The organism is Streptomyces sp. NPDC021020 (genome assembly GCF_044333285.1).
In the GTDB taxonomy this organism is placed as follows: Bacteria; Actinomycetota; Actinomycetes; order Streptomycetales; family Streptomycetaceae; genus Actinacidiphila.
In genome coordinates, this window is record NZ_JBIRQQ010000003.1 from 150029 (window position 1) to 175366 (window position 25338).

At 74.1% G+C, this 25338-nt stretch carries 21 protein-coding genes and 1 tRNA gene; 14 read left to right on the forward strand and 8 right to left on the reverse strand.

The window, feature by feature from the left end; all coding sequences use genetic code 11:
• Positions 1–282: 282 nt before the first annotated feature.
• Positions 283–1626 carry a M6 family metalloprotease domain-containing protein gene (locus tag ACH4SL_RS09125; RefSeq protein WP_398442899.1) on the forward strand — a complete coding sequence of 448 codons (1344 nt, stop codon included), beginning with the start codon at positions 283–285 and terminating at the stop codon, positions 1624–1626.
• Positions 1619–2917 carry a M6 family metalloprotease domain-containing protein gene (locus ACH4SL_RS09130; protein WP_398442901.1) on the forward strand — a complete coding sequence of 433 codons (1299 nt, stop codon included), beginning with the start codon at positions 1619–1621 and terminating at the stop codon, positions 2915–2917. The genes ACH4SL_RS09125 and ACH4SL_RS09130 overlap by 8 nt, the downstream gene beginning before the upstream one ends.
• Positions 2918–2929: 12 nt before the next feature.
• On the opposite strand, the gene ACH4SL_RS09135 is transcribed toward ACH4SL_RS09130, so the two are convergent.
• The 3 genes from ACH4SL_RS09135 to ACH4SL_RS09145 all read right to left on the reverse strand — a co-directional run bounded on the left by ACH4SL_RS09135 (position 2930) and on the right by ACH4SL_RS09145 (position 4848).
• Positions 2930–3358, reverse strand: coding sequence for an OsmC family protein (locus ACH4SL_RS09135; RefSeq protein WP_398442903.1), 429 nt, complete (start codon positions 3356–3358; stop codon positions 2930–2932).
• Positions 3359–3474: 116 nt separating this feature from the next.
• Positions 3475–4068 (reverse strand): histidine phosphatase family protein, encoded by a 594-nt coding sequence (locus ACH4SL_RS09140; RefSeq protein ID WP_398442905.1) that lies wholly within the window; start codon positions 4066–4068, stop codon positions 3475–3477.
• Between the two features lie 90 nt (positions 4069–4158).
• Entirely contained in the window at positions 4159–4848 is a 690-nt protein-coding gene (locus tag ACH4SL_RS09145; RefSeq protein WP_398442907.1) for a TetR/AcrR family transcriptional regulator, read from the reverse strand.
• A 268-nt stretch (positions 4849–5116) separates the two neighbouring features.
• Here ACH4SL_RS09145 and ACH4SL_RS09150 point away from each other — a divergent pair, with 268 nt between their 5' ends.
• The 8 genes from ACH4SL_RS09150 (at position 5117) to ACH4SL_RS09185 (ending at position 14326) form a co-directional block, all read left to right on the forward strand.
• Positions 5117–6088, forward strand: a complete 972-nt coding sequence (locus ACH4SL_RS09150) for a phosphatase PAP2 family protein (RefSeq protein WP_398442909.1) — start codon at positions 5117–5119, stop codon at positions 6086–6088.
• Between the two features lie 138 nt (positions 6089–6226).
• A complete protein-coding gene (locus ACH4SL_RS09155; RefSeq protein WP_398442911.1) occupies positions 6227–7306 on the forward strand; it encodes a hypothetical protein in 1080 nt (359 codons plus the stop codon).
• 43 nt (positions 7307–7349) lie between these two features.
• Positions 7350–8960, forward strand: a complete 1611-nt coding sequence (locus tag ACH4SL_RS09160) for a hypothetical protein (protein WP_398442913.1) — start codon at positions 7350–7352, stop codon at positions 8958–8960.
• Positions 8957–10327 carry an AAA family ATPase gene (locus tag ACH4SL_RS09165; RefSeq protein ID WP_398442915.1) on the forward strand — a complete coding sequence of 457 codons (1371 nt, stop codon included), beginning with the start codon at positions 8957–8959 and terminating at the stop codon, positions 10325–10327. Before ACH4SL_RS09160 ends, ACH4SL_RS09165 begins: the two co-directional genes overlap by 4 nt.
• Before the next feature lie 114 nt (positions 10328–10441).
• Positions 10442–10834 (forward strand): hypothetical protein, encoded by a 393-nt coding sequence (locus ACH4SL_RS09170; RefSeq protein WP_398442917.1) that lies wholly within the window; start codon positions 10442–10444, stop codon positions 10832–10834.
• Between the two features lie 111 nt (positions 10835–10945).
• A complete protein-coding gene (locus ACH4SL_RS09175; protein WP_398442919.1) occupies positions 10946–11578 on the forward strand; it encodes a bifunctional DNA primase/polymerase in 633 nt (210 codons plus the stop codon).
• Between the two features lie 56 nt (positions 11579–11634).
• Positions 11635–11708 (forward strand) — tRNA-Lys (locus tag ACH4SL_RS09180).
• A 107-nt stretch (positions 11709–11815) separates the two neighbouring features.
• A complete protein-coding gene (locus ACH4SL_RS09185; protein WP_398442921.1) occupies positions 11816–14326 on the forward strand; it encodes a phosphatidylglycerol lysyltransferase domain-containing protein in 2511 nt (836 codons plus the stop codon).
• A 364-nt stretch (positions 14327–14690) separates the two neighbouring features.
• Here the strand turns inward: ACH4SL_RS09185 and ACH4SL_RS09190 are convergent, their stop codons facing one another.
• The gene (locus ACH4SL_RS09190; RefSeq protein WP_398442924.1) at positions 14691–16232 is read right to left on the reverse strand and encodes an alpha/beta hydrolase; all 1542 of its coding nucleotides are present in this window, start codon (positions 16230–16232) and stop codon (positions 14691–14693) included.
• Positions 16233–16544: 312 nt separating this feature from the next.
• Here ACH4SL_RS09190 and ACH4SL_RS09195 point away from each other — a divergent pair, with 312 nt between their 5' ends.
• The 3 genes from ACH4SL_RS09195 to ACH4SL_RS09205 all read left to right on the forward strand — a co-directional run bounded on the left by ACH4SL_RS09195 (position 16545) and on the right by ACH4SL_RS09205 (position 18696).
• A complete protein-coding gene (locus ACH4SL_RS09195; RefSeq protein WP_398442926.1) occupies positions 16545–16931 on the forward strand; it encodes a hypothetical protein in 387 nt (128 codons plus the stop codon).
• 24 nt (positions 16932–16955) lie between these two features.
• Positions 16956–17825: a spermidine synthase gene (locus tag ACH4SL_RS09200; protein WP_398442928.1), complete on the forward strand. Its 870-nt coding sequence runs from the start codon at positions 16956–16958 to the stop codon at positions 17823–17825.
• A 184-nt stretch (positions 17826–18009) separates the two neighbouring features.
• Positions 18010–18696 (forward strand): response regulator transcription factor, encoded by a 687-nt coding sequence (locus tag ACH4SL_RS09205; RefSeq protein ID WP_398442930.1) that lies wholly within the window; start codon positions 18010–18012, stop codon positions 18694–18696.
• A gap of 85 nt (positions 18697–18781) precedes the next feature.
• Here ACH4SL_RS09205 and ACH4SL_RS09210 read toward each other — a convergent pair whose 3' ends face one another.
• The 4 genes from ACH4SL_RS09210 to ACH4SL_RS09225 all read right to left on the reverse strand — a co-directional run bounded on the left by ACH4SL_RS09210 (position 18782) and on the right by ACH4SL_RS09225 (position 23802).
• On the reverse strand, positions 18782–20263 hold the full coding sequence (locus ACH4SL_RS09210; RefSeq protein ID WP_398442932.1) for a glycoside hydrolase family 1 protein: 1482 nt from the start codon (positions 20261–20263) through the stop codon (positions 18782–18784).
• A gap of 97 nt (positions 20264–20360) precedes the next feature.
• Positions 20361–21281 (reverse strand): carbohydrate ABC transporter permease, encoded by a 921-nt coding sequence (locus ACH4SL_RS09215; protein ID WP_398442934.1) that lies wholly within the window; start codon positions 21279–21281, stop codon positions 20361–20363.
• Positions 21282–21284: 3 nt separating this feature from the next.
• Positions 21285–22286: a carbohydrate ABC transporter permease gene (locus ACH4SL_RS09220; protein ID WP_398442936.1), complete on the reverse strand. Its 1002-nt coding sequence runs from the start codon at positions 22284–22286 to the stop codon at positions 21285–21287.
• A 163-nt stretch (positions 22287–22449) separates the two neighbouring features.
• On the reverse strand, positions 22450–23802 hold the full coding sequence (locus tag ACH4SL_RS09225; protein ID WP_398442938.1) for an ABC transporter substrate-binding protein: 1353 nt from the start codon (positions 23800–23802) through the stop codon (positions 22450–22452).
• Positions 23803–24108: 306 nt separating this feature from the next.
• Between ACH4SL_RS09225 and ACH4SL_RS09230 the strand changes: the two genes are divergently transcribed.
• Positions 24109–25140, forward strand: a complete 1032-nt coding sequence (locus ACH4SL_RS09230; protein WP_398442940.1) for a LacI family DNA-binding transcriptional regulator — start codon at positions 24109–24111, stop codon at positions 25138–25140.
• Positions 25141–25338: the final 198 nt, after the last annotated feature.

A 25338-nucleotide genomic window follows, 5' to 3' on the forward strand; every position in this document is an offset into this window, starting at 1 on the left:
ATGGGCTGGCGGAGCGGGCGATCCAGCGTCGCCGTGGTGATTCTCCGCACGCGCTCCGGCGCACCGACCGTTTCTGTGCGAATCGGTGACGGTCCTGATCGAATCCCCCTGACCGTTACGGAACGTAATGCCGTCCGCCGTGCGGGTGTTCGGCTCCGCGGGCCTGTGCGGCGCCCCGTGTGCCACCCGGCCGGAGCAGCCGAACTCCGCATATCACCGCAAGACCCCGCAGAGTGGGTGAGGTGTCCCGAACGGGCTCACGAACCCTCCCCGGAGGTCCATGTGCGGCGGTCAGGCATTCCGGCAGGCGACACGCCGGGCGGCGGCGTCGTCCGCTCCGCGCGTGCCGCGGCGGACGCGCCGGGGCGCCCGCGCGGGGCGCGTGCGCTGGCCGCCGGGTCGTGCGTGCTGGGCGCGCTCGTCGCCTGGACGCTCGGCACCGGCCCCGCCGCGCACGCCGCGCCCGTCGCCGCGTGCCTGCTGCCGCGCACCGCGGCGCACCACTCCGAGGGCCTGGTCGACCCCGGCGGCGTCGAGCAGGCCGGCAGCGCCCCGGCGGGCTACCCGCGGGCGCAGGGCGACGTGGACGCGCTCATGGTCTTCCTGTCCTTCCCCGACTCCCCGCCCGCGCTGACCCCGCGGGAGGTCGCCGCCGACCACTACCCGGCGACCGCGCGGTTCTGGGACGCCGCGTCCGCCGGGCACTTCCGGCTGCACCTGCACACCGTGGACCGCTGGCTGACGATGCCGCGCTCGGCCACGGCGTACCGCATCAACCGCGACTGGCGCGCCGCCGACCGTACGGCCTACCTGCGGGACGCGCTGACCACCGCCGACCCGGCGGTCGACTTCCGCGGCTACGACGTCGTCTACCTCGTCGCCGACCCGGACGCGCCCGGCGTGGACTCCGACGCCACCAAGGTCGTCAACCTCGCCCGGCCCGTCACCCTCGACGGCAACCCGCTCTCCCGGCTCGTGACCGTCTTCGAGCGCCACCCGCCCGACCGCAACGTGCTCGCCCACGAGACCGGCCATGTCTTCGACCTGCCCGACCTCTACGACCGCCCGCCGCCCGGCAGTGCCGCCGACTGGGACACCCGGGTCGGCGACTGGGACCTGATGGGCAGCCAGTTCGGCCTGGCCCCCGAGCCCTTCGCCTGGCACAAGTGGAAGCTCGGCTGGCTGCGCCCGGAGCAGGTCGGCTGCGTCACCGGCCCCGGCACGTCCTACTACGACCTCGCCCCCGACGAGTCCACCGGCGGCGGCACCAAGCTGCTGGTGCTGCGGACGGGCCCGGACAGCGTGCTCGCGGTCGAGGCCCGGACGCGTACCGGCAACGACGCGGAGGCCTGCCGTACCGGTGTGCTGCTCTACCGGGTGCGCTCGGACCGCGAGTCCGGCGACGGGCCCGTCACCGTGGTCGACGGCCACCCGGGCAGCTCGGCGTGCGCGGCCACCTCCGTCTACCCGCCGCTGGCCGACGCGCCGCTCGGGCCGGGGGAGTCCTACACCCTGCCCGACGGCACCGCCCGCGTCACCGTCACCGGCCGCGAGCCGGACGGCGACTGGGCGGTCAAGGTCACCCAGCGCACGACCGGCGCCGCGGACGCCGGCCGCGATGTCTGACGGGCCCGCCCCGGGCCTCCCGGGCCTCCCCGGCGGCGGGCGGCGGGCCGCCGTGCGGGGGTTGCGGCGCGGGGTGCGGCTCGCGGCGCTGGGGGCCGCGGGGATGCTCGCCGTCGGGAGTTCGGTGTCGGCGGGCGGCGGCCCGCCCGCGCTGCCCGCCTCGCCGCCCGCGGCCCGGCCGTGCGCGCTGCGGGCCGTGCCCGGCGTGGCGATGTCCGAGGGCTTCCCGGACTCCACGGCCCGCGGCCCGGACGCGGAGTTCGCCCCGTCCACCGGCACCGTGCGCGCGCTGACGCTGCTGATCGACTTCCCCGACGCGCGCGCCCCGTACAGCGCCGCCGAGCGCTACGCCGAGTTCTTCCCGGCGGTCAAGCAGTGGTACGCCACCGCCTCGTACGGCCGGCTCGACTACGAGTCCACGCCGGTGCTGCGCTGGATACGCATGCCGCGGCCCTTCAGCGCGTACGGGATAGGCCGCGGCTACGGCTGGGACGCACACACCGCGATGATGCGCGACCTGCTCAAGGCCGCCGACAAGAGCATAGATTTCCGCGGCTACGACCTGGTCAACGTCCTGGTCACGCCCAACGCGGGCCCGCCCGCCGACGAGGCGGTGCTGTCGGTCACCTGGACCGGCGCCTCGGCGGCGACCACCGACGACGGGGCCCGGCTGAACAAGGTGTCGCTGATATACGGCCACGACCAGTCCGGCTCGCGCGTCCTCAGCCACGAGAACGGCCACGCCTTCGGACTGCCCGACCTCTACTCCGCCGACGACTTCCCGCGCACCGACAGGCTCGCCGGGCAGTGGGACACCATGTCGCTCGACTGGGGCCTGCAGGGCGACCTCTTCGCCTGGCACAAGTGGCGGCTCGGCTGGCTGACCGACCGGCAGATCTCCTGCGTCACCGCGCGCGGCGCGGCCACCTACACCCTCAGCCCGGTCGAGGTGCCCGGCGGACGCAAGGCCGTCATCGTCCCCTACGGCCCGACCAAGGTCTTCGTGCTGGAGGCGCGGGCCGCGGTCGGCGACGACAACGACGCCTGCCGGCAGGGGATACTCGCCTACCGCGTGCGCACCGACGTCGACTCGGGCAAGGGCCCGGTCACCCTCGTCGACGGCCATCCCGGCACCTCCGCCTGCGACTTCAGCAGCGGCGCCTTCAACTCCCTCAACGACGCACCCTTCACCGCGGGCCAGACCTGGACCGACAAGGCGTCCGGTGTGACCTTCCGGGTGCAGCGCCGCGACGCGGCGGGCGACTGGACGATACGGGTCACCCGCCGCTGACACGGCCTCGGCTCAGCTGAGCAGTTCGGCCTCGAGGGTGATGTTCACACCCGCGAGCGCCTTGCTGACCGGGCAGTTCTCCTTGGCGTTCTGCGCGGCGGCCGCGAAGTCCTCGGCGGACAGGCCGGGCACGCGGGCCTGCACCCGCAGCACGATGCCGGTGATGCCCTCACCGGGCTGGAAGGTGACGTTCGCCTGCGTCTCCACGCTCTCCGGCGGGGTGCCGGCGCCGGCCAGGCCGTGCGAGAGCGCCATCGAGTAGCAGGAGGAGTGGGCCGCGGCGATCAGCTCCTCGGGGCTGGTCTTGCCGTTGGCCGCCTCGGCGCGCGACGGCCACGAGACGTCGTACTTGCCGACGCCCGACGAGTCGAGCGAGACGGTGCCTGCGCCGCCCATCAGCGGGCCCTGCCACTGGGTGGTAGCGGTGCGGGTGGTTGCCATGATCAAGCCTCCATCGGATACGGACGTCGGTCGCGGCTGCGCCGCCCGGTGAACGCTACCCGGTCCCGCCGGTGTTCCCCCGGCAGCCCGTCCCGGGAGTCAGGACGGCCGGTGCGTCAGCCCAAGTGGCCGGTGTCGTTCCAGCGTTCGACGGCGGGCTGCCCGTAGGCCCAGCCCAGCACCGACAGCGACGCGGGCTCCAGCCGCAGGGACGCCCCGAAGGACGGCGGCAGCCCGAGCCAGCGCGCGCCCAGCATGCGCAGCACATGGCCGTGCGCGAAGAGCAGCACGTCGTGGTGGCCCGAGCGGACGCGGGCGATCACCTCGTCCACGCGCGCGGCCACCTCGTCGGGCGACTCGCCGCCCGGCACCCCGTCGCGCCAGATGAGCCAGCCGGGGCGCAGCGCCTGGATCTCGGCGGGTTTGAGGCCCTCGTAGTCGCCGTAGTGCCACTCCAGGAGCGCGTCCCACTCCTTGGCCCCGTCCCCGAAGCCCGCCAGCTCGCACGTCTCGGACGCCCGCACCAGCGGGCTGGTGCGCACCTCGGTGCCGGGCAGGCCGTGCCAGGGCGCGCCCGCGAGCCGCTCGCCGAGCAGTCGCGCGGTGCGGCGCCCCTCGTCGGTCAGCGGGATGTCGGTACGCCCGGTGTGGCGGCCGGACAGGGACCATTCCGTCTGGCCGTGCCGGACCAGAAGGATGCGCGCAGCCATGCGGTGCGGCCTCTCGTGTCGTGCGAAGAGCGGAAAATCCCATCATCGCTCAGACGCGTGCGGACCGCCCGCCGGGGGCCGGGGGCGCGCTCAGGCCCGCGGGGCGCGCGGCAGCAGGCCGCACAGCAGGCCGTCGAGGCCGTACTCGAACTGCCCCGTGCCCTCGTTGCGGTCGCACAGCAGCTCGGGCCCGAGGGCCACCAGCGCGGGGTAGGCGTCCGCGTCCAGCGCCGCGATCTTGGCCAGCACCCGGTCGCGCGCGCCCTCCTTGCCGAGTACGCGCGAGCGCCGGGTGTTCCACAGCGCGGAGCCGACCGTGTACTGCATGAGCGCCACGTGCGCGTGGGCCGCGTCCTCCCGGCTCAGCCCGGCCTGCTGGAGCAGCGCGAGCATCCGGTCGATGAGCCCGATCGCGTCGTCGCCGCGCAGCGGCCGCCCGGCCAGCAGCTCCAGCGCGGACGGATGGTCGGTGAACAGCCGATATACCCCGAGGCACACCTCGCGCAATTCACCGCGCGGATCCCCGGAACGCCCCCGCGGAAGCTCTATGGTGTCCAGCAGCCGCTGGGCGACGGCGTCGCTGATCTCGTCCTTGCCCCGGAAGTGCGAGTAGACGGCCATCGTGCCGACCCCGAGCTGCTGGGCGAGGCCGCGCATGGTGAAGGCCTCGGCGCCGTCGCGGTCGAGCAGGGCGAGTGCGGCGTCGAGGATACGGTCGGGGTTGAGCGAGTTGCGCGGTGCGCGGCGCCGAGGCGGGCTGGCCGGCTGGGTGGCGGACATCGGCTTGTTCTTTTCACGTCCTTTGCGATCACACGGGGCGAGGAGGGCAACCCGGAGCGTCTTCACCGCGTCCTCCGCGGTGCATGCATACCCCCCGCCGTGGGTGGTTGAACACCGTACGAGCGCTGAACGCCGCATAAACTCGGGGTTTCGCCGCTTCTGCCGGGGCGGTGTGCGTACGGTTTACCGTACGTCGTACGGTAGAGGGTACGCCACAAGTCCATGACCGCCGCCCGCGGCGTTCGGAGAACCTGGAGAGACGCCCGCAATGACGATCACAGCCGCCGCGCCGCGAGCTGCCGCCTACCGCGGCAGGCTGCGCTGGTGGACCGAGCTGCCGTTGATTGCCGTGGTCTACGCGCTGTACTCCGGCGCGCGTCTGCTGGTGCGCGGTGACGTGGACGACGCTGTCGAGCACGGTGCGGACATCCTGCACTTCGAGCAGCTGACCCACCTCGACCCGGAGCAGTGGTTCAACCGGCTCTTCACGCACCACGCCTTCCTCGGCGTCCCCGCGGACTTCATGTACGCGTCGATGCACTACATCGTCACGCCGACGATCCTGGTCTGGCTCTGGCTGCGCCGCCCCACGCACTACCGGCAGGCCCGCACCTGGCTGATGATCTCCACGCTCATCGGCCTGGTCGGCTTCACGACCGTGCCCACCGCGCCGCCCCGGCTGCTGCCCGGGGCGCACGGCTTCATGGACACCATGGCCCAGTACGGCAGCTACGGCTGGTGGGGCACCGACGCGAGCGCGCCGCGCGGCCTCGGCCACCTCACCAACGAGTACGCCGCCATGCCGAGCCTGCACGTCGGCTGGTCGCTGTGGTGCGGCATCATGCTCTTCCGCTACGGCCGCAACACCTTCGTCCGCGTCCTCGGCGTGCTCTACCCGCTGACCACCGCGATGGTCGTCATGGGCACCGCCAACCACTACCTGATGGACGCGGCGGCGGGCGTCGCCACGATGGGCGTCGGCTTCCTGCTCGCCAAGCCCGCGCTGCGGCTGCTGGACCACTACCACGCCAAGGTCCGCCCGGCCGCGGCTGCTCCCGCGGGCGCCCCGGAGCCCGCCGCCGAGCCGGCCGTGAAGGTCCCGGCCCCGCGCCCGGCCGCGTCCGCGGACGCCCCGCAGGCCCCCGACGCGAAGGAGCCCCCGGACACCCCGGCGCAGGCCCCCGCGGCCGATCCGGACGGCACGGAGGCGCAGGGGCGCAACGAGCCCAGCAGAGCGTAGGAGGAGCGTGCCGCAGGGCCCGCAGGACGCATCCCGTCCGGCGGGCCCTGCGGCTTTTCCGGGCCCGCGTCCGGGGCCCGCGACCCGCGCGGGCGGCGCGGGGGACGGTTGTCGTAGCCGGGTGCCACACTTGCGCGGGTGAGCACTACGCACCACACACTGCGCGAGCGGCTGGCCGTGCTGCGCGGCCCCGACACCCCCGCCCGGCCACTCGACGCGCGGGCGCTCGCCGCCCTCGCCGCCAACCCCGGCTGCCGGCGCCGCTCCCTGCTGGACGCCGCGGGCGTGGACAAGGGAGCCGTCGCCGAAGCGCTGGGCGCGCCCGCGCGGTTCGGCCAGTCGCGCTTCGCCTTCTCCCGCGGCCACGCCTTCGAGGCCCGCGTCAAGGCGGACGGCTGCGCCGAACTGCTGCGGCTGCTGGGCGCCGACGGGGAGCGCGCGGAGGTCCCCGACCTCGGCGCGGCGGGCCCCGAGGGCCGCACCGCCCGCACCCGGATCGCCCTCGCCGAGGCCCCGCGCGGCCGCTGGACACTGCTGGACCACCCGCTGCTCGCCCTCGACGTCGCCGGCTCCACCGTCTTCCTGGAGCCCGACGCGGTGGCCGTCGCCCCCGACGGCGCCTGGACCGTCGTCGAGATCAAGTCCTTCCCGATCCTGGACGGCGCCGCCGACGCGATGAAGGTCGGCGCGGCGGCGCGGCAGGCCGCGGTGTACGTCCTCGCGCTCGACGCGGTCGAGCCCGGCCGCACCCGCAGCGACATCCTGCTGGTCTGCCCCAAGGACTTCTCCAACCTCCCCACCGCGGACAGCGTCGACGTCCGCAAGCAACTCGCCGTCACCCGGCGCCAGCTGACCCGCCTCACCCGGATCGAGGAGATCGCGGCGCTGCTCCCCGAGGGCACGACCTTCGACCCCGCCGCCCCCCGCCCCGACCTCGCCGCCTCCGTCGAGGCCGTCCCCGCCGCGTACGCCCCCGAGTGCCTGGCCAGCTGCGAACTCGCCTTCCACTGCCGTGAACGCGCCCGCGCGGCGGATTCCGTCGAGGCGCTGGGCCGCGCCCTGCGTGCCGACCTCGGCGCGCTCACCACCCTCGACGCCGTCCGCGCGGCCGCGCACCCCGCGCCGGGCGCGGACACCGACGACCCCGCCATCCGCGCCCTCCGCCGCGCGGCCGCCCTCCGCGCGGAGGCCCTCGCCGAGGCGGAGGCGGCGTCATGAGCGGGCGCGACCGCATGACGCGGCTGCTCCGCGGGGAGGCCGCGTGAGCCTCATGAACGTGCTGGCCCGGGCCGAAGCCGCGGGGAGCGGCCGGGCGGTTCCCGCCGCGACGGTGCTGCACCGGCACCTGGCGCAGCGCCCGCTCGTCCTCGTGCCGCTCACGACCGCGGGCGAGGCGGGTGCGCCGCTGGGCGCGATGGTGGGCACCGACCGGGAGGGGCCGACGCTCCTCGTCGTACCCCAGCCGCTCGACCGCGAACAGCGGTTCGCCTTCTTCGCCGGGCTCGCCGGTGTCGTCCTGCCGGTGATGGACGCGTACGCCGACGACGTCGAGACGGAGCCCGCGACGCGGAACCGCGAAGAGACCGAGGTGTGCGCGGACGCCCCGCAGCTGATCGTGCCCAACGGCGCGGCCCTGGAGTACGTACGGCTGCTGGGCCGGTCCACGCGCTACCTGCGCACCGTCGAGGACACCGACGCCCCGCACCCGGTGCCGGTCCCGGTGCCGCTGCTGGGGCGGTGGCTCACGCATTACGCCGAGCGGGCCCGTACGCCCGGCGGCGCGCTGCTCGTCGCGATGACCGACCTGCTCACCCGGCACTGGGCGACGGGCCAGAGCGCGATGGAGGACCAGCACCTGGGCGCGCTGCTCGGCTGGATCGACCCGCCCGCGGGGCTCGACGGCCCGGCGGCCGCGGCCCGCGCGCAGACCGGGCGCGGCGCGGACGGCCTGCTGCTCAGCCCGCCCGCGGGCCCGGCGACCGACCCGGTGTTCGACAACCGGGTGCTCGCCCCGGCGCTGGAGCGCTACGACGCGGCGCGCGCCGCGGGCGCGACCGGCCCGATGCGGGTCGCGGAGGCGGACGTACGGCGGCTGGTCGCGTCGCAGCTGCGGCCGACGTGGGAGGACGTGTGGCGCGGCGTGGACCTGCTGCGGGCGCTTCCCGAGGGCGCGCACGTCGCGGAGCGGTGGAAGCGGGACCGCTGGTCCTTCACCGGCCACCGCGACAGGCTCCGGGCGGGGGAGCCGCCGCAGCCCCGGCGGGACGACGCGGTCACGGCGGCGCAGAAGCTGGCCGGGCGGGAGACGGCCCAGGCCCGCCTGTACGCCCAGGAGGCGCTGGACGACCCGCTGGTGATGGCGGCCCGGCGGCTGTCCGGCGAGGCCTTCACCGGCACGGTGCGGGAGGTGGAGATGGCGTACTCCGAGGGGCGCCGCCCCATGCCCCGCCCCCTGGTGACGCTCACGACCCCCGACTTCCCCCAGGCAGAGCCCGGCACGCGCGCCTTCCGCGCCCTCCCGGACGCGAAGTCCGCCCAGACCGCGGACCTGGTGGCCGTCACCCCGGCCCACCCGGTGCCGCAGCCCCGCCCGGCGGACACGGCGGAGGAGCCCGCCCCCGCCGAGTGGCTGGTCACCGTGCGGCTCACCGGCGGCATGGGCGCGGGGAAGACGCCCCGCGAGGGCTCCGTGCCCGCCCCCGGCGACCGGGTGACCTTCACGCTCTTCGCGCACGACCCGCGCGGCGGGCCCGCGCTGCCCGAGGCGGAGGCGACGCCCTGGACGCACGGGGGGCCGCCCGGGCAGGGAGCGGCGCAGCAGCCACTGCCGGCGGAGCCGCCGGACACCGTGACCGCGGAGGACTTCCTGTGACGCAGGGCACCGGTGGCGCCGCCACCGCCGACCGCTTCGACCCCGGGGCGGAGGCCGCGGCGGCGACCGCGGCGATCCTGGCCGACACCAAGGGCCACAGCGCCCGCGGTGTGGTCGTCGACTCCCCGCCGGGCGCGGGCAAATCCACCCTCGTGGTGCGCGCGGCCCGCGAACTGGCCGCGTCCGGCGAGCAGCTGATGATCGTCGCGCAGACGAACGCGCAGGTCGACGATCTCGCCGACCGGCTCGCGACCGCCGACCCCGAACTCGCCGTGGGCCGCCTGCACGGCACGGACTCAGCCCCGGACCCGTCGCTCGACCGGCATCCGGGGATCGCGAAATCCTCCTCCGTCGCCGAACTGCGCGACCGCGCCGTGGTGATCGCGACGGCCGCGAAGTGGGCGTACGTCAAGGACGTCGAGCCCTGGCGGCACGCCATCGTCGACGAGGCCTACCAGATGCGGTCGGACGCGCTGCTCCAGGTCGCGGGCCTGTTCGAGCGTGCCCTCTTCGTCGGCGACCCGGGCCAGCTGGACCCCTTCAGCGTGGTGGGCGCCGAGCAGTGGGCGGGCCTGAGCTGGGATCCGTCGGCGAGCGCGGTCGTGACGCTGCTGGCCCACAACCCGGGCCTGCCGCAGCACCGGCTGCCGGTGTCCTGGCGGCTGCCCGCGTCGGCGGCCCCGCTGGTCTCCCGCGCGTTCTACCCGTACACCCCCTTCCGCAGCGGCACGGGCCACGGCGACCGGCGGCTCGTCTTCGGGGTGCCGGGGGAGGGCAGCGGGCCCGACCGGGTGCTGGACGAAGCCGCGGAGTCCGGCTGGGGCCTGCTGGAGCTGCCCGCCCGGCACACCCCGCGCACCGACCCGGAGGCGGTACGGGCGGTCGCCGCGGTCGTCCGCAGGCTGCTGGACCGCGGCGGCCTGACGTACTCCGAGCGCGGCCCCGACCCCGCGCCCCTGACCGCCGACCGGATCGCGGTCGGCACCGCGCACCGCGACCAGGCCGCCGCCGTCCGCTCGGCGCTCGCCGCGGTGGGCGTCCCGGCGGGGCCGTCCGGCGTGGCGGTGGACACCGCGAACCGCCTCCAGGGCCGGGAGTTCGACGTCACCGTCGTCCTCCACCCGCTGTCCGGCCGCCCCGACGCCACCGCCTTCCACCTGGAGACCGGCCGCCTGTGCGTGCTGGCCTCCCGCCACCGCCACGCCTGCATCGTCGTCTGCCGCGCGGGCGTCGCCGACCTCCTCGACGAACACCCCTCCTCCGACCCGGTCCGCCTCGGCGTGACGGTGAAATTCCCGGATGGCTGGGAGGCCAACCACGCGGTGCTGGCCCACCTGTCGGAGCACCGGGTGGCGTGGCGGGCGTGAGGGCGTGACGCACCGGGTGGCGGGCGTGAGGGCGTACGGGGGCGGGGCCGTGGGTAGGGCGCACGCGGGACAATGGGGGGTCGGCAGGCGGAACGGGTCAGCGGAGGTCAGCGTATGTCCGAGGAGCAGCAGCGGAGTTCGGGCCGGGAGGGCGACGGCGGGCGGGACGGGCGGCCGGAGCGGCCCCGGCGCCCCGCACGGCTGCTCTTCGAGCCGGGGGCGCCCGGCGGCGACGAGGGCGGCGACCGCTTCTTCGAGCTGGAGTCGATGGACGACCCGCGGGAGCTGCTGGCCCGGGCGAGCGAGCTGGAGCAGGCCTTCCGCAGCGCGGCCGACCGGGCGGCGGAATTCCAGGCCATCGCGGCCGCGCAGCTCACCGATCCGCGCCGGTTCGACCGGCTCGGCGCCGACGAGGTCGCCCGGCAGGCGGGCTGGTCGGAGGACTACGCCCGGCGGATGGCCGAGTGGGGCGCGGCCCTGATCGCCGACGGTGGTGCCACCCCGTAACGGGTCAGTCGCGCGGTGTGAGGACGGAAGGGTACGCCGTCCCGCCGCTCCTGTCCCGTGTTCGGGCGATTCGCCGGGCCGGGGCCTGCCGGACGCGTACCTGTAGATGACATGGATGAATGGCAGCGGAACACCCCAGCGGGAAGTGTCGTCGGCATAGTCACCGAGGCCCAGCGGCGCCGGCACACCGCCTGTGTCACCCCGGAGGGCGCCGCCTGGCTGGCCTCCGCGAGCGCCTTCCCGCGCAGTGTCGAGGCCCTGTGGTCCGCCCGGCCGGGCGCGCCGAGCGTCCTGCCGTGCGGCAGGGCCTTCGACGTGGTCAACCTCACCCCGCTGTTCGGCCGTCGGGTGCTGGAGCAGCTGTGGGCGGCGGGTCCGGGCAGCGGCCCGGTCGCCGTGCACCGCGGCCGGGTGCTGCTGCTCGTCGCGCCGGGCACCGCCCAGCGGCTGCCGGCCCTGCTCGGCTGGGAGGAGTGGGCGGGCGCGGTGCCGCCGATGCTCTGCCACGGCGCCGGGGACGCGGTGACGGTGCCGCCGCTCCACGGCTTACCCGAGGACGTCGACCCGGCGGCGGCCGAGGGTCCGGAAGCCGGCCCCGGAATGTCACGCTGGGTCGTCGCACCCGACACCCGCCACCCCTGGCTGCCGGGCCCGGACGTGCTGCTGTGGGCGTGTCTGCGGGCGGTCCGGGAGGCCCGCCGGGCGGCCCCGCCGGTGCTCGCCGGAGTGCCCGGGAACGCGTGAGCCTTATCGATTTCCCAGGTCGCCGCGGGGGGTGCTAATGTCTTCCTCGTCAGCAGGCGCCGCTAGCTCAGTTGGTTAGAGCAGCTGACTCTTAATCAGCGGGTCCGGGGTTCGAGTCCCTGGCGGCGCACCTGATCCGAAGGCCCTCCGTGTTCGCGGAGGGCCTTCGGCGTTGCAAGGCATCCACGACCGGCGTGCCCGCTTGGCCGGGTGTGCCCCGGAACGCACCCTGGGACGATGGGCCACTGGTCGCTGTCGGACGCCGTCCGCGTACACATCTCCGGCACCGGCGGCCGCACCCCGCTCTTCCTGCTCCTCGCGGGCCTGCTGGGCTCCTTCCTCTTCATCCGTTTCAGCGTCCGGATGATCCGCCGGGGCGTGTCCTGGTGGCCGGGCAACGTCCAGCCCGGCGGCCTGCACATCCACCACGTCGTCTTCGGCCAGATCATGATGATCGTCGGCGGCGTCGGCTCCTTCGCCGTGCACGGCGGCCCGCTCGCGCACGACATCCTGGCCTTCGTCTTCGGCGCGGGCTGCGGCCTGGTCCTCGACGAGTTCGCGCTCGTGCTGCACCTGGAGGACGTGTACTGGCGCGAGGAGGGCCGCAGGTCCGTCGACGCGGTGATCCTCGCGGTGTGCGTCATCGGCCTGCTGCTCATCGGCCAGGCCCCCCTCGGCGGCTACGTCGGCGGCACCTCCTGGACCCCCTACCTGGTCGCCGCCGTGCTGCTCGGCTTCGTCGTGCTGTGCCTGGCCAAGGGCAAGGTGTGGACCGGGCTGCTCGGCGTGATGCTGCCCTTCCTCGCCGTCGTCGGCGCCCTGCGGCTGGCCCGCCCCGGCAGCCCCTGGGCGCGCTGGCGCTACGGCAGCAGGCCGCGCCGGATGGCCCGCTCCGAGCGCCGCGAGGAGCGCATCCACCGCCGGCTCGTCGGGTGGAAGACCCGCGTGATGGACGCGGTCGCGGGCGCGCCGAACCCGGTGTCGCTCACCAAGGCGGAGCCGCACCGGCCCACCATCGTCGACATCCCGCCCTCCCGCCTGGAGGTGCTGCTCGCCCGGGTGCTGCGCCCGCTGCGCGCGCCCGGCGCGACCGGCGCCGTCTGGTACCTGCGGCTGGCGACCGCCGTCAACGTCGTCACCGGCCTCGTCGCCCCCTTCCGCCAGCGGGTGCGGGCGGCCACCGACGGCGAGTACGTCACGGCCTTCCTGGTCAGCCCCGGCTTCACCGGCGCGGTGCTCGCGCTGCTGCTCTCGGTCAGCCTGCGCCGCCGCAAGCGCGCCGCGTGGATCCTCACCACCGTGCTCGCCGCGGGCTACACGCTGATCCTGATCGGCACGCTCGGCGCCGTGTCCACCTCCCGCGGCCACGCCGTCAACTGGCTCGCGCTCGCCGTCACCGTCCTCTTCCTGCTCGCGCTGCTGGTCTCCCGCCCCGTCTTCAACGTGCGCGGCGAGCGCGGCAACGTCGCCCTCGGCCTGACCAGCCTGGTGATCGGCGCGGTCGTCGCCGTCGGCGTCGGCACCCTGCTGGTGCACGCCACCGACCGCACCCCGCCGCGCGAGTGGGCCGCGAGCCTGCGCTACGCCTCCGTGCGCGTCCTGACCGTCTCCGGCCTGTTCGACCTGCCCGGCATCACCGTGCCCGGCTGGACCGACCTGGCCATCAACGTCCTCAGCGTCGCCCTCCTGCTCGTCGTCCTGCTCGCCTTCTTCCGCGCCCCCCGCGGCCGCGCCCGCCTCCAGCCCGCCGACGAGCGCCGGCTGCGCGAGCTGCTGCGCGCGTACGGGCGGCGCGACTCCTTCGGCTACTTCGCGCTGCGCCGCGACAAGTCCGTGTGCTGGGCCCCCGGCCGCGACGCGGCCATCCTCTACCGCGTCGTCAACGGCGTCGCCCTCGCCTCCGGCGACCCCCTCGGCCCGCCCGCCGCCTGGCCCGCGGCCGTCACCGCCTGGCTCGACCTCGCCGGCGCCCACGCCTGGGTCCCCGCCGTCACCAACGCCGGCACCGAAGCGGCCGCCGCCTACCAGGCGGAGGGCTTCCACGCGTACGCCTCCGGCGGGGAGGCCGTCGTCTCCCCCCGCACCTTCGCCGCGGGCGAGGCCCCCGCCCTCCGCAACGCCCACGACCTGCTCTCCGGCGCGGGCTACACCGTACGGATCCGCGCCCAGCGCGACGTCCCGCCCGACGACTGGCGCCGCCTGCGCCAGCTCGCCGACGCCTGGCGCCGCCACCCCGCGGAACGCGGCTTCGCCGTCGCCCTCGGCCGCCTCGGCGACGAAGCGGACGGCGACTGCCTGCTCGCCGAATGCCTCGACCCCAACGGGCGCACCTGCGCCCTCCTCGGCTTCGTCCCCTGGGGCCCGGACGGCCTCACGCTCGACCTCGTCCGCTACGACCGCGACTCCGGCCGCGCCCCCGCGGACCACCTCCTCACCGACCTCCTCCTCACCGCGGCGCATGCCACCCCCGGCCCCCTCGCCGCGATCACCCGCGTCTCCCTCAACACCACGGCGTTCCGCTCCGCGGCCACCTCACGCGGCCCCCTCCGCCTGCTGGCCCGCCACTGGAACATCGCGGAACGCTCCCGCACGTACTCCGCGTACGCGCCCACCTGGCACCCCCGCCACCTCCTCTGCGAACGCCGCCTCGACCTCCCCCGCGTCGCCGCCGCCACCGCCGTGGCCGAGGGCTTCCTCATCCCCCGCCGCATCCTCGGCCTCCCGGCCGCGGAGGTTTCCCGCGCCTGACGGCGCGGGGTTTTCCCACCCGCACCACCCGTGCAGGTAAGAGCGAAAAGTGCCGGTCTTCCTGTGGGCCGCAACCACCGTCGGCGGCGAACCGTAACCCCCACCGGCAGGCAGCCGCCAACCATGCCCGGGAGGGGGACGATCCGGGGGTGCCCCCGGAGGAATGCGCACGCAAGACCCGCCACCTAGCTCATGAGGTCGGACGCGCATTCCGAGGAGGTACCCCCGGAGTGGCACCCGACCCCACCCCCGCACGGGGCGCGCGATGCCCCGCCGGGTGACACCGGGGGCGCGAGGAACTGCGCGCCCAGCCCCCGCCAAGGGAAGGTCGCGCACCAAACCGCAACCCACCGCCCCGGAGCGTTCAGCACACCGCCCCGGACGGGGGAAGCGTCCCGTCCACCAGATACGCCTCCACCGAGGCGCGTACGCACCGGCTGTGCGCGAAGTACGCCCCGTGCCCGTCACCCCGGTACGTGAGCACGCGGCTCCCGTTGCCGAGCGCCGCGGCCATGTGCGCCGCCCCGGGGTACGGCGTCGCCGGATCCGCGGTCGTGCCGACCAGCAGCGCCTGGGGGGCCGTCCGCGCGGAGACCTCGCGGGAGGCGTGGTCGCCGGGCGGCCACCCCGTGCAGGCGAGGAGCGTCGCCTCGATCGACGGCCCGAAGACCGCGGACGCCGCGGAGAAGCGCCCGTCCAGGCGGTGCACGCCCGCGACCGTGCGCCGCTCCGGCGTGTCCTGGCAGTCGATCGCGAGCTTGGCCATCTCGTAGTTGTCGGGCACCGCCCAGTCCGGCCCGGTCCCGGCGCCGGAGCGGCCGGGCCGCAGCGGCGGGAGCCCGGCGCGCCCGAGCATCCCGGCGCCGCTGAGCTGGCCCATCTGCCCGGGGTAGGCGAGCTGCATCATCGGCTCGCCGTCACCCGTGCGCAGGGCGCGCAGCGCGTCCCGCAGGTCGGACCAGTCGTCCTTGGAGTAGAGCGCGTTCTGCACGCCCTGCACGAAGCCCTCGTGGTCGAGCTGCCCGGTCACGGTGGCGATCCCGCCGCCGTCCAGGGCGTGCCCCTGCTCCGCGATGCCCGCCACGACCTCCTTCGCGGTGTGCCCCGCGATCGGGCAGGAGCGCGCCGCGCAGTCCGCGGCGAAGTCGTCCAGCGCGTGCTGGAAGGCGGCGCTCTGCGCGAGGGCCGTCCCGACGTCGTCGAGCGTCGGGTCCGGCACCCCGTCCAGCACCATCCGCCCGGTGCGCTGCGGGAATTCGTGCGCGTAGACGGAGCCGAGCCGGCCGCCGTACGAGAACCCGAGGTAGGTCAGCCGGTCGTCGCCGACGGCCGAACGGATGACGTCCAGGTCGTGCGCGGCGTTGTGCGTGCCGACGTACGGGAGCAGGCCGCCGGAGTGCGCGCGGCAGGCCCGGGCCACCTGGCGCGCCTGGGCGGCGGCGTCGGTGGCCGTCACGCCGGAGAGGTCGCCGCAGTCCACGGGGGTGCTGCGGCCGACCCCGCGGGGGTCGAAGCCGACGAGGTCGTAGCGCTCGTTGAGCCGGGCGAGGTCGCCGTTCGCGGCCACCGCGGCGAGTTCCGGGATGCCGGGGAGGCCGGGCCCGCCGAAGTTCACCAGGAGCGAGCCGAGGCGCGGGCCGGGGCCCGTCGCCGGGATGCGGCTGATCGCGAGGTCCAGCTCACCCGCGCCGGGGTGGGCGTAGTCCCGCGGAACGCTGAGGGTGGCGCACTCCATGTGCTGCGGGCTCGCGCCCGGCCGGGGCGTGGGCACGTTGGGGCAGCCGGCCCAGGTGGGGCTCTGGTCGTACGGGGTGCGGGTGGCGGAGCCGTCCGCCGGGTGCGGGGTGGCGAGGAGGGCCGCCGTCAGGGCCGCGGCGAGGGTGGCGACGATACGCAGACGGGCCATGTTTTCACGCTAGGGCGGGTTCGGTCTTCCTGCCTGCCCGCCCACCCGTGCGGGTGCTCGGCCGTCTGCCGGTGCCACCCGTGGGCGGGTCGGGAGCGCGCGTCAGCCCCCGCCGGAGGCGCCGCACGCCGGGCGCGGGGGCGTCGGGGCTCGGCCCTGTACCTCCCACCCCCCCCCGCGGGCAGCGAGTCGTACAAAACGGATATCCCGCGCGCTATTCGCCAGGCAACGCCACCCCTGGCGCAGCGAATCCGCGCCCGGGTCGCGCGTTGTACGGGTGTGGGACATCCCGTCGTGAGAGGAGTGTTGGCCGTGGCGGACACGAGCGGTACGCACAGGTCGGGCCCCAGCCCGGAGGGCAGCGAGCTGCCGGCGCCGTGCGAGCTGGTGACGGTGCCGGCCCGGCAGGGCCTGGAGGCGGTCGACCTGCTGCGCTACGGCAGCGGCGTCGGCCCGGTGCTGCACGACGGCGACGGGGCCAGCCTCGGCTTCCTCGTGCCGCCCGGGACGGCCGACGGGTGGGACGTGCCGGGCAGCTCGTGTACGAGCGCGGTCGCGCCCGGCGCGGACGGCGGGTGGCTGGTGCCGCCGCGCGCGGAGACCGCGGTGACGGACCCCGCGGTGCTGCGCGACGCGCTCGGCCAGGCGGCCCGCACGATCGAGCTGGCCGACGGTTACCTGGGGTTGCGCGCGAGGTAGCCGCCGGGCCCGGATAATCGGCGCATGGCAGGCAGAAGAGAGCGCGGCGGCCGCGGGCGCACCCCCGAGGCGGTGACCGCGCAGGTCGGCGGCGGCGCCGCGGCCCTCGTACCGGACCGGGAGCGCCCGCAGGCGTGGGCGCTGGTCGTGGAGGGGGCGCCGCAGTCGCATGTCGACCTGGCCGCGCCGGACCATCTGGGCTTCTCCTACCAGCGCAGGCTGGGCCACGTCATCGACCTGGCCGCGCCGCCGGGCGCCCCGCTGCGGGTCGTCCACCTCGGCGGCGGGGCGCTGACGCTCGCGCGGTACACCGCGTACACCCGGCCGCGGTCCACGCAGCAGGTCATCGAGCTGGACACCGCGCTGGTGGAGCTGGTGCGGGCGCATCTGCCGTGGGAGCGCGGCTGGCGGATCAAGGTGCGCGGCGGCGACGCCCGCGCGGGCCTGGCGAAGGTGCCGGACGGGTGGGCGGATCTGGTCATCGCCGACGTCTTCGGCGGCGCCCGCACCCCCGCGCACCTGACGAGCGCGGAATTCCTGGCGGACGTCCGCCGGGTGCTGCGGCCCGACGGCTCGTACGCCGCGAACCTCACGGACGGCGGCGCGCTGGCCTTCCTGCGCGGCCAGATCGCCACGGCGAGCGCCGCCTTCGCAGAGGTCTGCCTCGCCGCCGACCCCGCCGTCCTGCGGGGGAAGCGTTTCGGCAACGCCGTCCTGTGGGCCGCCGACCACCCCCTCCCGGTCCCCGACCTGACCCGCCGCGTCGCCACCGACCCCCACCCCGGCCGCGTCGAGTCCGGCCCCTCCCTGACCGCCTTCACGGCCGGCGCCCCGGTGGTGACCGACGCGACCGCCGTCCCGTCCCCCGCACCTCCGCCGGACGCCTTCGGCTGATCGAGGACGCGCTTACCTCGCCGGGCAACCACCAGGGGCGCGTGGGGGCACCTCCCGGGCGGAGCCTGGGGGAGAACTGCGCGCCCAGCCAGGCACCCACGGAAGATCGCGCGGCCACCGCAAGTGGCACCCCGCGGCGTCACAACAGCAACCCCGGCGGAGCCGGACGCGCTAAGTTGCCGGGATGGCCAGTGTGCTGGTCGTCGAAGACGACACCTTCCTGCGCTCCACGGTGATCCGCCATCTGGCGGACGCCTCGTACAGCGTGCGCAGTGCCGGGACCGCCCTGGAGGCGTTACGGGAAGTGGGGCGCGGGCGGTTCGACGCGGTCGTGCTGGATCTGGGGCTGCCGGATCTGGACGGCGCGGAGGCGCTGCGGATGATGCGCGGGTTCAGCGATGTGCCGGTGGTGGTGACGGCGACGGGGCGGGAGGAGCCGCGGGCGGTGCGGCTGCTGCACGCGGGGGCGGACGACTACGTCGTCAAGCCGTACGCGGTGGAGCTGCTGGTCGCACGGCTGGCGGCGGTGTTACGGAGGGCGCGGGGGCGCGCGGTGCCGGCCGCGGAGGCGGTGCTCCGGGTCGGGGGGCTGACGATCGACGCCCGCCGCAGGCTCGCCGTGCTGGACGGGGTGGCGCTGGCGCTGAGCCGGCGGGAGTTCGACCTGCTGAGCTTCCTGGCGGCGCGGCCGGGCGTGGTGGTGGCGCGCCGGGAGCTGCTCGCGGAGGTGTGGCGGCAGTCGTACGGGGACGACCGGACGGTCGACGTGCACCTGTCGTGGCTGCGCCGCAAGCTCGGCGAGTCGGCGGCGCGGCCGCGCTATCTGCACACGCTGCGCGGGGTGGGCGTCAAGCTGGAGCCGCCTCCGTAGGGCGAATCCGCGGAAGGCAGGAAAGACGAAAGGAGCGGTACGGCAGCACCCTCGAACTGCCGTACCGCTCCTTTTTCCCGTCCCCTCAGGACTTCCCGTCCTCCTCCGGGAGGTCCGGAAGGACGTTTGACCGCGCCACCTGGGAGTACCAGTGGGCGCTCTGCTTCGGGATCCGGCGCTGGGTGCCGAAGTCGACGTAGACCGCGCCGAAGCGCTTGCTGTAGCCGTAGGCCCACTCGAAGTTGTCCATGAGGGACCACAGGAAGTAGCCGCGGACGTCCGCGCCGGCGGCGATGGTCTCGTGGACGGCGGCGAGGTGGCCGTGCACGTACGCGATCCGCTCGGGGTCGTTGACCTGGCCCTCGGGCGAGACGTAGTCGTCGTACGCGGCGCCGTTCTCGGTGATCATCATCGGCAGGCCCGGGTGTTCGCGGGCGATGCGGTTGATGAGGTCGCGCAGGCCGGTCGCGTCGATGGACCAGCGCATCGCGGTGGTCTCGCCGGGCGAGAGGTGGAAGGCGACGTGCTCGGAGCCGGGCCACGGGGAGTGGTCGCTGTCGCCGTGGCCGTCGTTGCGCGGCAGCTGCGCGCCCTCGGTGTGCGCGCGGCCGTCGGAGACCAGCGTCGGGGTGTAGTAGTTGATGCCGAGCAGGTCGATCGGGCGGCCGATCTCGGCGAGGTCGCCGTCCTTGACCAGGGTCTCCCAGTCGACGATGTGGGCGGTGTCGTCGAGCAGGTCGGCGGGGTAGCCGTCGCCGAGGATCGGGCCGAGGAAGACCCGGTTGCCGACCGCGTCGATACGGCGGGCGGCGTCGAGGTCGGCGGCGGAGTCGGTGAGCGGGCGGACCTGGTGCAGGTTGAGGGTGATCGAGGTCTGCGCTGTAGCGGGGAGAACGGAACGCAGAACCCCGATCGCCCGGCCATGGGCGAGGTTGAGGTGGTGGGCGGCCTTGAGGGCGGACTCCGGCTCGGTGCGCCCGGGGGCGTGCACGCCGGAGCCGTAGCCCAGGTAGGCCGAGCACCACGGCTCGTTGAGCGTCGTCCAGTACGGCACCCGGTCGCCGAGCGCGCTGCCGACGATCTCGGCGTATTCGGCGAAGCGCTCGGTGGTGTCGCGGACGGTCCAGCCGCCGACGTCCTCCAGGTCCTGGGGCAGGTCCCAGTGGTAGAGGGTGGCGACCGGGGTGATGCCCTTGTCGAGCAGCTCGTCGGTCAGCCGGCGGTAGAAGTCCAGCCCGCGCTGGACGGCGGGGCCGCGCCCGGTGGGCTGGACCCGCGACCAGGACACGGAGAAGCGGTACGCGCCCAGGCCCAGGTCGGACATCAGGGCGACGTCGTCGCGGTAGCGGTGGTAGTGGTCGGCGGCGATGTCACCGGTGTCCCCGTTGCGGACCCGGCCAGGCGTGTGGCTGAACGTGTCCCAGATCGAAGGCGTCCGGCCGTCCTCGGCTGCGGCGCCCTCGACCTGGTAGGCGGCCGTCGCCGACCCCCAGACGAAGCCGGGGGGGAAGCGGAGCGAGGCAGAGCCGGCGGAAAGCTCGGTGCCCTCTGAATGGACAGCTGTCATGACGGGGGACTCCAGGGGAATCAGGGGGTAGTCGGGGGGAGGGGGCTCTCACGGGCCCGTACGGCGCGGGGGGTGGTCGCCGTACGGGCACACGAGGTCAGCTCTTGACGGCGCCCGCGGTGATACCGCCGACGATCTGCTTGCCCAGCACGGCGAAGACGAGCAGCAGCGGCAGCGTCGCGACCAGGGCGGCGGTGACGACCACGGCGTGGTCCACGCTGTGGTTGCCGGAGCCGACACCGGCCAGTGCGACCTGCACTGTCGGGTTCTGCTCGCTCAGGGCGATGAGGGGCCAGAAGAAGTCGTTCCAGGCCTGGACGAAGACGAGCATGCCCAGGACGGCCATCGCGGGGCGGGCGATGGGGAAGACGACGTGCCACAGGATGCGCAGGCTGTGCGCTCCGTCGACGCGGGCGGCCTCGATCAGCTCGATCGGCAGCGCCTCGGAGAGGTACTGCCGCATGAAGAACACGCCGAACGCGGCGACCAGCGAGGGCAGGATGACCGACTGCAGATGGTTGACCCAGCCCACGTTGGTGATGATCTGGTAGAGCGGGATGACGCTGAGCTGCGGCGGGATCGTCATGGTGGCGACGACGATGGTCAGCAGCGCGTTGCGCCCGCGGAACTGCAGCTTGGCGAAGGCGAAGCCGGCCAGCGTCGCGAACAGCACGGTGCTGAGGGCCACCAGGCCCGCCACGATCGTCGAGTTGATGAGGGCCTTGGTCATGTCGACCTGGTCCCAGACGATCTTCAGATTGGCGATCATGTGGCTGCTCGGCAGCAGCAGCGACGGACGGGCGTCGATGATGTCCTGGTCCGTGTGGGACGCCGCGCTGATCGTCCAGTACAGCGGGAAGAGCGACACCAGCGCGGCGAAGATGATCAGCACGTACGCGATCGGTCCGGCGTTCTGCTGCTTGCCCGGCGCTCCGGCCCGGCCGCGGCGGCGGCGCGGGACGGCGGCGGTGGAGTGGCGCGGACCCGCGGTCCGCGCGTTCTCGGCGATCTGAGCCATGGGTCAGCCCCCCAGCTTCTTGCGGTTGGAGCGCGCGATCAGCAGGTTGGCGGCACCGATGAGCAGCAGGATCAGCAGCATGACCCAGGCCACCGCGGAGGCCCGGCCGAGCTCGCCGACGTTCCAGCCCTGGTCGTACATGTAGAGGCTGAGCGTCTGGTACTGGTGGTCGGTGCCGCCGGTGATGCCGACGCCACCGCCGTACATCAGCGGCTCACCGAACAGCTGGGTCGCGCCGATGGTGGAGACGATGATCGTGAAGAGGATCGTCGGGCGGATCGAGGGGATCGTGACGTTGACGAACTGCCGCCAGCGCGAGGCACCGTCGAGCGCCGCCGCCTCGTACAGGTCGGCGGGGACGGCCTGCATCGCGGCCAGGTAGATCAGCGCGTTGTAGCCGGTCCAGCGCCACGTCACGATCGACGAGATGGCGATCTGCGCGGGCCACTTGGACGACTCCCAGTCGATGTGCGGGAAGCCGACCTTGCCCAGCACCTCGTTCACGATGCCGTAGTCGGGGTTGTACATCTGGACGAAGACCAGGGTGGCCGCGGCGACCGAGGTCGCGTACGGGGCCAGGACCGCGACCCGGAAGAAGGAGCGGCCGCGCATCTTGTAGTTGAGCAGGTGCGCGATGCCGAGCGCCATCAGCAGCTGCGGCACCGTGGAGATCACCGCGAGCGTGAAGGTGTTGCGCAGCGCCTTCCAGAAGAACGGGCTGTCCCACAGCGCGGTGTAGTTGTCGAAACCGACCCACGACCCGTGCGTCCCCAGCTCGACCTGGTGCAGCGAGAGCCAGCCGGTGTAGATCAGCGGGAACAGGCCGAAGGCGGCGAAGACGACGAAGAACGGGGCGACGTAGGCGTACGGCGACGCCTTGGTGTCGAAGCGGTAGAGCCGGGCGCGCCAGCCGGGAGGTCGGCTGCCGTCCTGGGGTGTGGAGCGCGGGGCGGGCCTGGAAGACGGCGGGCTGCCGTCGGACGTCGCCCTGACGGAGGTGGCCACGAGTGGCGTCCTTCCCGTAGGGGTGCGGGCGGTGAACCGGGGGAGGGGGGAGGGTTGTTCAGAACTTGTAGAGGCCTCGGCCGGATGGCTTCACTTCTCGCAGCCGGCCGTATGACGGGCCGCCCGGCAGGTGGGAGACACTGCCGGGCGGCCCCGCCGGGGGTTACTGAACGACCTTGTCCTTGATCTGGGAGACCACGTTCTGCCACGCCTTGTCCTTCGACGTGCCGCGCTTCTCCATGTCCATGATGCCGTTCTTGGTGATGATGTCCTTCACGTTGCCGTCCCACGGACCGATCGGGGCCGGGGTGATGGTCTTGGCCGCGCCCGCGAAGATCTTGCCGATCGGGGTGCCCGGGAAGTACGGGTTCGTGAGGCTCTGGACCGCCGGGTCGTCAAGGGCCGCGACGTTCGACGGGATGTTGCCGAACTTCTGGAAGACCTTGACCTCCTGCTCCTTCGAGGTCAGCCACTGGGCCAGCTCGGTGGCCTCCTTGACGTGCTTGCCGGACTTCGGCACCGCCAGGAAGGAACCGCCCCAGTTGCCGACCTGCGGCGGCGTGGCGACGTCCCACTTGCCCTTGCCCGCGTCACCGGAGTTGGTCTGCACGAGGCCGACCATCCAGCTCGGGCAGGTCACGGTCGCGAACTTGCCGGTCTTGAAGGCCGCCGACCACGCGTTCTGCGGGTCCAGCTGCTGGTAGCCGGCGGTGATGCCGGCCTCCACGGCCTCCGTCGCCAGGTCCCAGGCGGTCTTGACGCCCGGGCTGCTGTCGTAGATCAGCTTGCCGTTGGCGTCCGAGTACTGGTCCTTCTGGCTGGCCAGGATCGCGTTGAACAGACCGCTGCCGGAGTCGGAGAACTTCATGCCCTTGGGGGCCTTCTTCTGGAACTGCTTGCCCAGGTCGATGAACTTCTGCCAGTCACCGTTCCAGGCCGCCGCGAGCTGGTCGCGGTCGGTGGGCAGGCCCGCCTTGGCGAAGGCGTCCTTGTTGTAGCAGATCGCCGTCGGGCCGGCGTCCGTGCCCAGGCCGATGACCTTGCCGTCGCCGGTGGTGGCCTGCGTCTCCTTGTAGGGGAGCCACGCGCCTGCGTCGAAGCCCTGGACCGTCTTGAAGTCCACGAACTTGTTCGCCAGGTTCGGCTGGATCGCCAGACCGATGTAGCCGACCTCGATCGCCTGGATGTCGGACAGGCCGCTGTTCTGGGTCAGGTGCAGCTTGAGCTTGTCCCAGTACTGCTGGCCGTCGGAGACGTTGTCCTCGACGATCGTGATGTTCGGGTGCAGCTTGTGGTACTCGGCGTAGAGAGCGGCGCCGTTCTTGTCGTCGTAGCCGAACGAGCCGAAGTCGCCGACGTGCAGGGTGATCTTCTCGTTGGACGAGCCGCCCTTCGAGCTGTCGCCCTTGCTGTCGTCCTTGCTGTCGCTGCTGCAGCCGGTGATCAGGGTCGCGCAGGCTGCGAGACCCGCGACCGCGATGACGGCGGCCTTGCGGGTTCTGCCGGAAGTGCGCATTCCACTCTCCTTGTCAGGGTGGGTCAGCGTGCTGGTGGTGCGTGGTCCCCGGGGTGTTACGAAAGTTGGCGCTGTGGGAGCGCTCCCACGTAGGCTTTCCGGAACATTCACGCCTCGGAGGGGTCAGTGTCAAGATGTGAAGTCCATTTCGTTGCCGGAACGTGTCCGGAGCTGACTCGCGATTACTTCTTGAACGGAAGCCCCTGCCTGGGGCTTGTAGTGTGGGAGCGCTCTCAGGTACCGCTCCTGCGGGGAAGGACCGGACGCTAAGGTGGCGCGAAATGAGTACAGGAGGCGGCAGTGGCCATGAACGGACGGCACAGCGGGCGTCCCACCCTTGAGGAGGTGGCGCTGCGCGCCGGAGTCGGGCGAGGCACGGTCTCCCGGGTGATCAACGGGTCACCCCGGGTCAGCGACCGCGCCAAGGCCGCCGTCGAGGCCGCTATCGCCGAGCTGGGGTACGTGCCCAACCGCGCGGCCCGCGCGCTGGCCGGCAACCGCACCGACGCGATCGCCCTGGTCATCCCGGAACCGGAGACCCGGCTGTTCGCCGAGCCCTACTTCTCCGACATCATCCGCGGCATCGGCGCCGAGCTGGCCGACACCGACATGCAGCTGCTGCTCACCCTGATCCGCACGCCCAAGGAGCGCGCCAGGTTCGCGCAGTACCTGGCCGCCCACCGGGTCGACGGCGTGCTGCTGGTGTCCGTGCACGAGGACGACCCGCTGCCGGACCTGCTGGAGCAGCTGGAGATGCCGGCGGTCCTCAACGGCCGCCGCAGCGACCTGGAGTCGGTCTCCTACGTCGACGCCGACAACGTCGGCGGCGCGCGCGCCGCGGTCGCCCACCTCATCGCCCGCGGCCGCCGCCAGGTCGCCACCATCACCGGCCCGCCGGACATGTACGTGGCCCGCAGCCGCCTCGACGGCTACCGGCAGGCGGTCGAGGCCGCCTCCGGCGGCGCCGGCGGCTTCGACACCGCCCTCGTCGCGCGCGGCGACTTCACCGAGGAGGGCGGCCGCCGCGCGATGCGCGAGCTGCTGGTGCGCCGCCCGGAGATCGACGGGGTGTTCGCCGCCTCCGATGTGATGGCGGCAGGCGCCCGTGCGGTGCTGCGCGAGGCGGGCCGCCGGGTGCCCGAGGACGTGGCGCTCGTCGGCTTCGAGGACTCCGCGATCGCGCGCCACATGGACCCGGCGCTCACCAGCGTCCGCCAGCCCACCGAGGAGATGGGCCGCACCATGGCCCGGGTGCTGCTGGAGGAGATCGCCGAGCGCAAGTCGGTACGCCGCCACGTCGTGCTGTCGACGGAGCTGGTGCAGCGGGAGTCCGTATGACCCCCGTGGACGCGGCAGCGGCCGCCGGACGCCGTGGGGGGCGTCCGGCGGCCGCGGGGCCGCGAGGGGCCTCGTAGGGCCCCCGCGAGGGCGGACCGCCGGGGGCGGGGACGGTGCACATGGCGTGTGCACCGGGCCCGCCCCCGGCTTTGTGGGGGGATGTGGGGGGAACCGGGGAACTCCTGGGGGGCTGCGAAG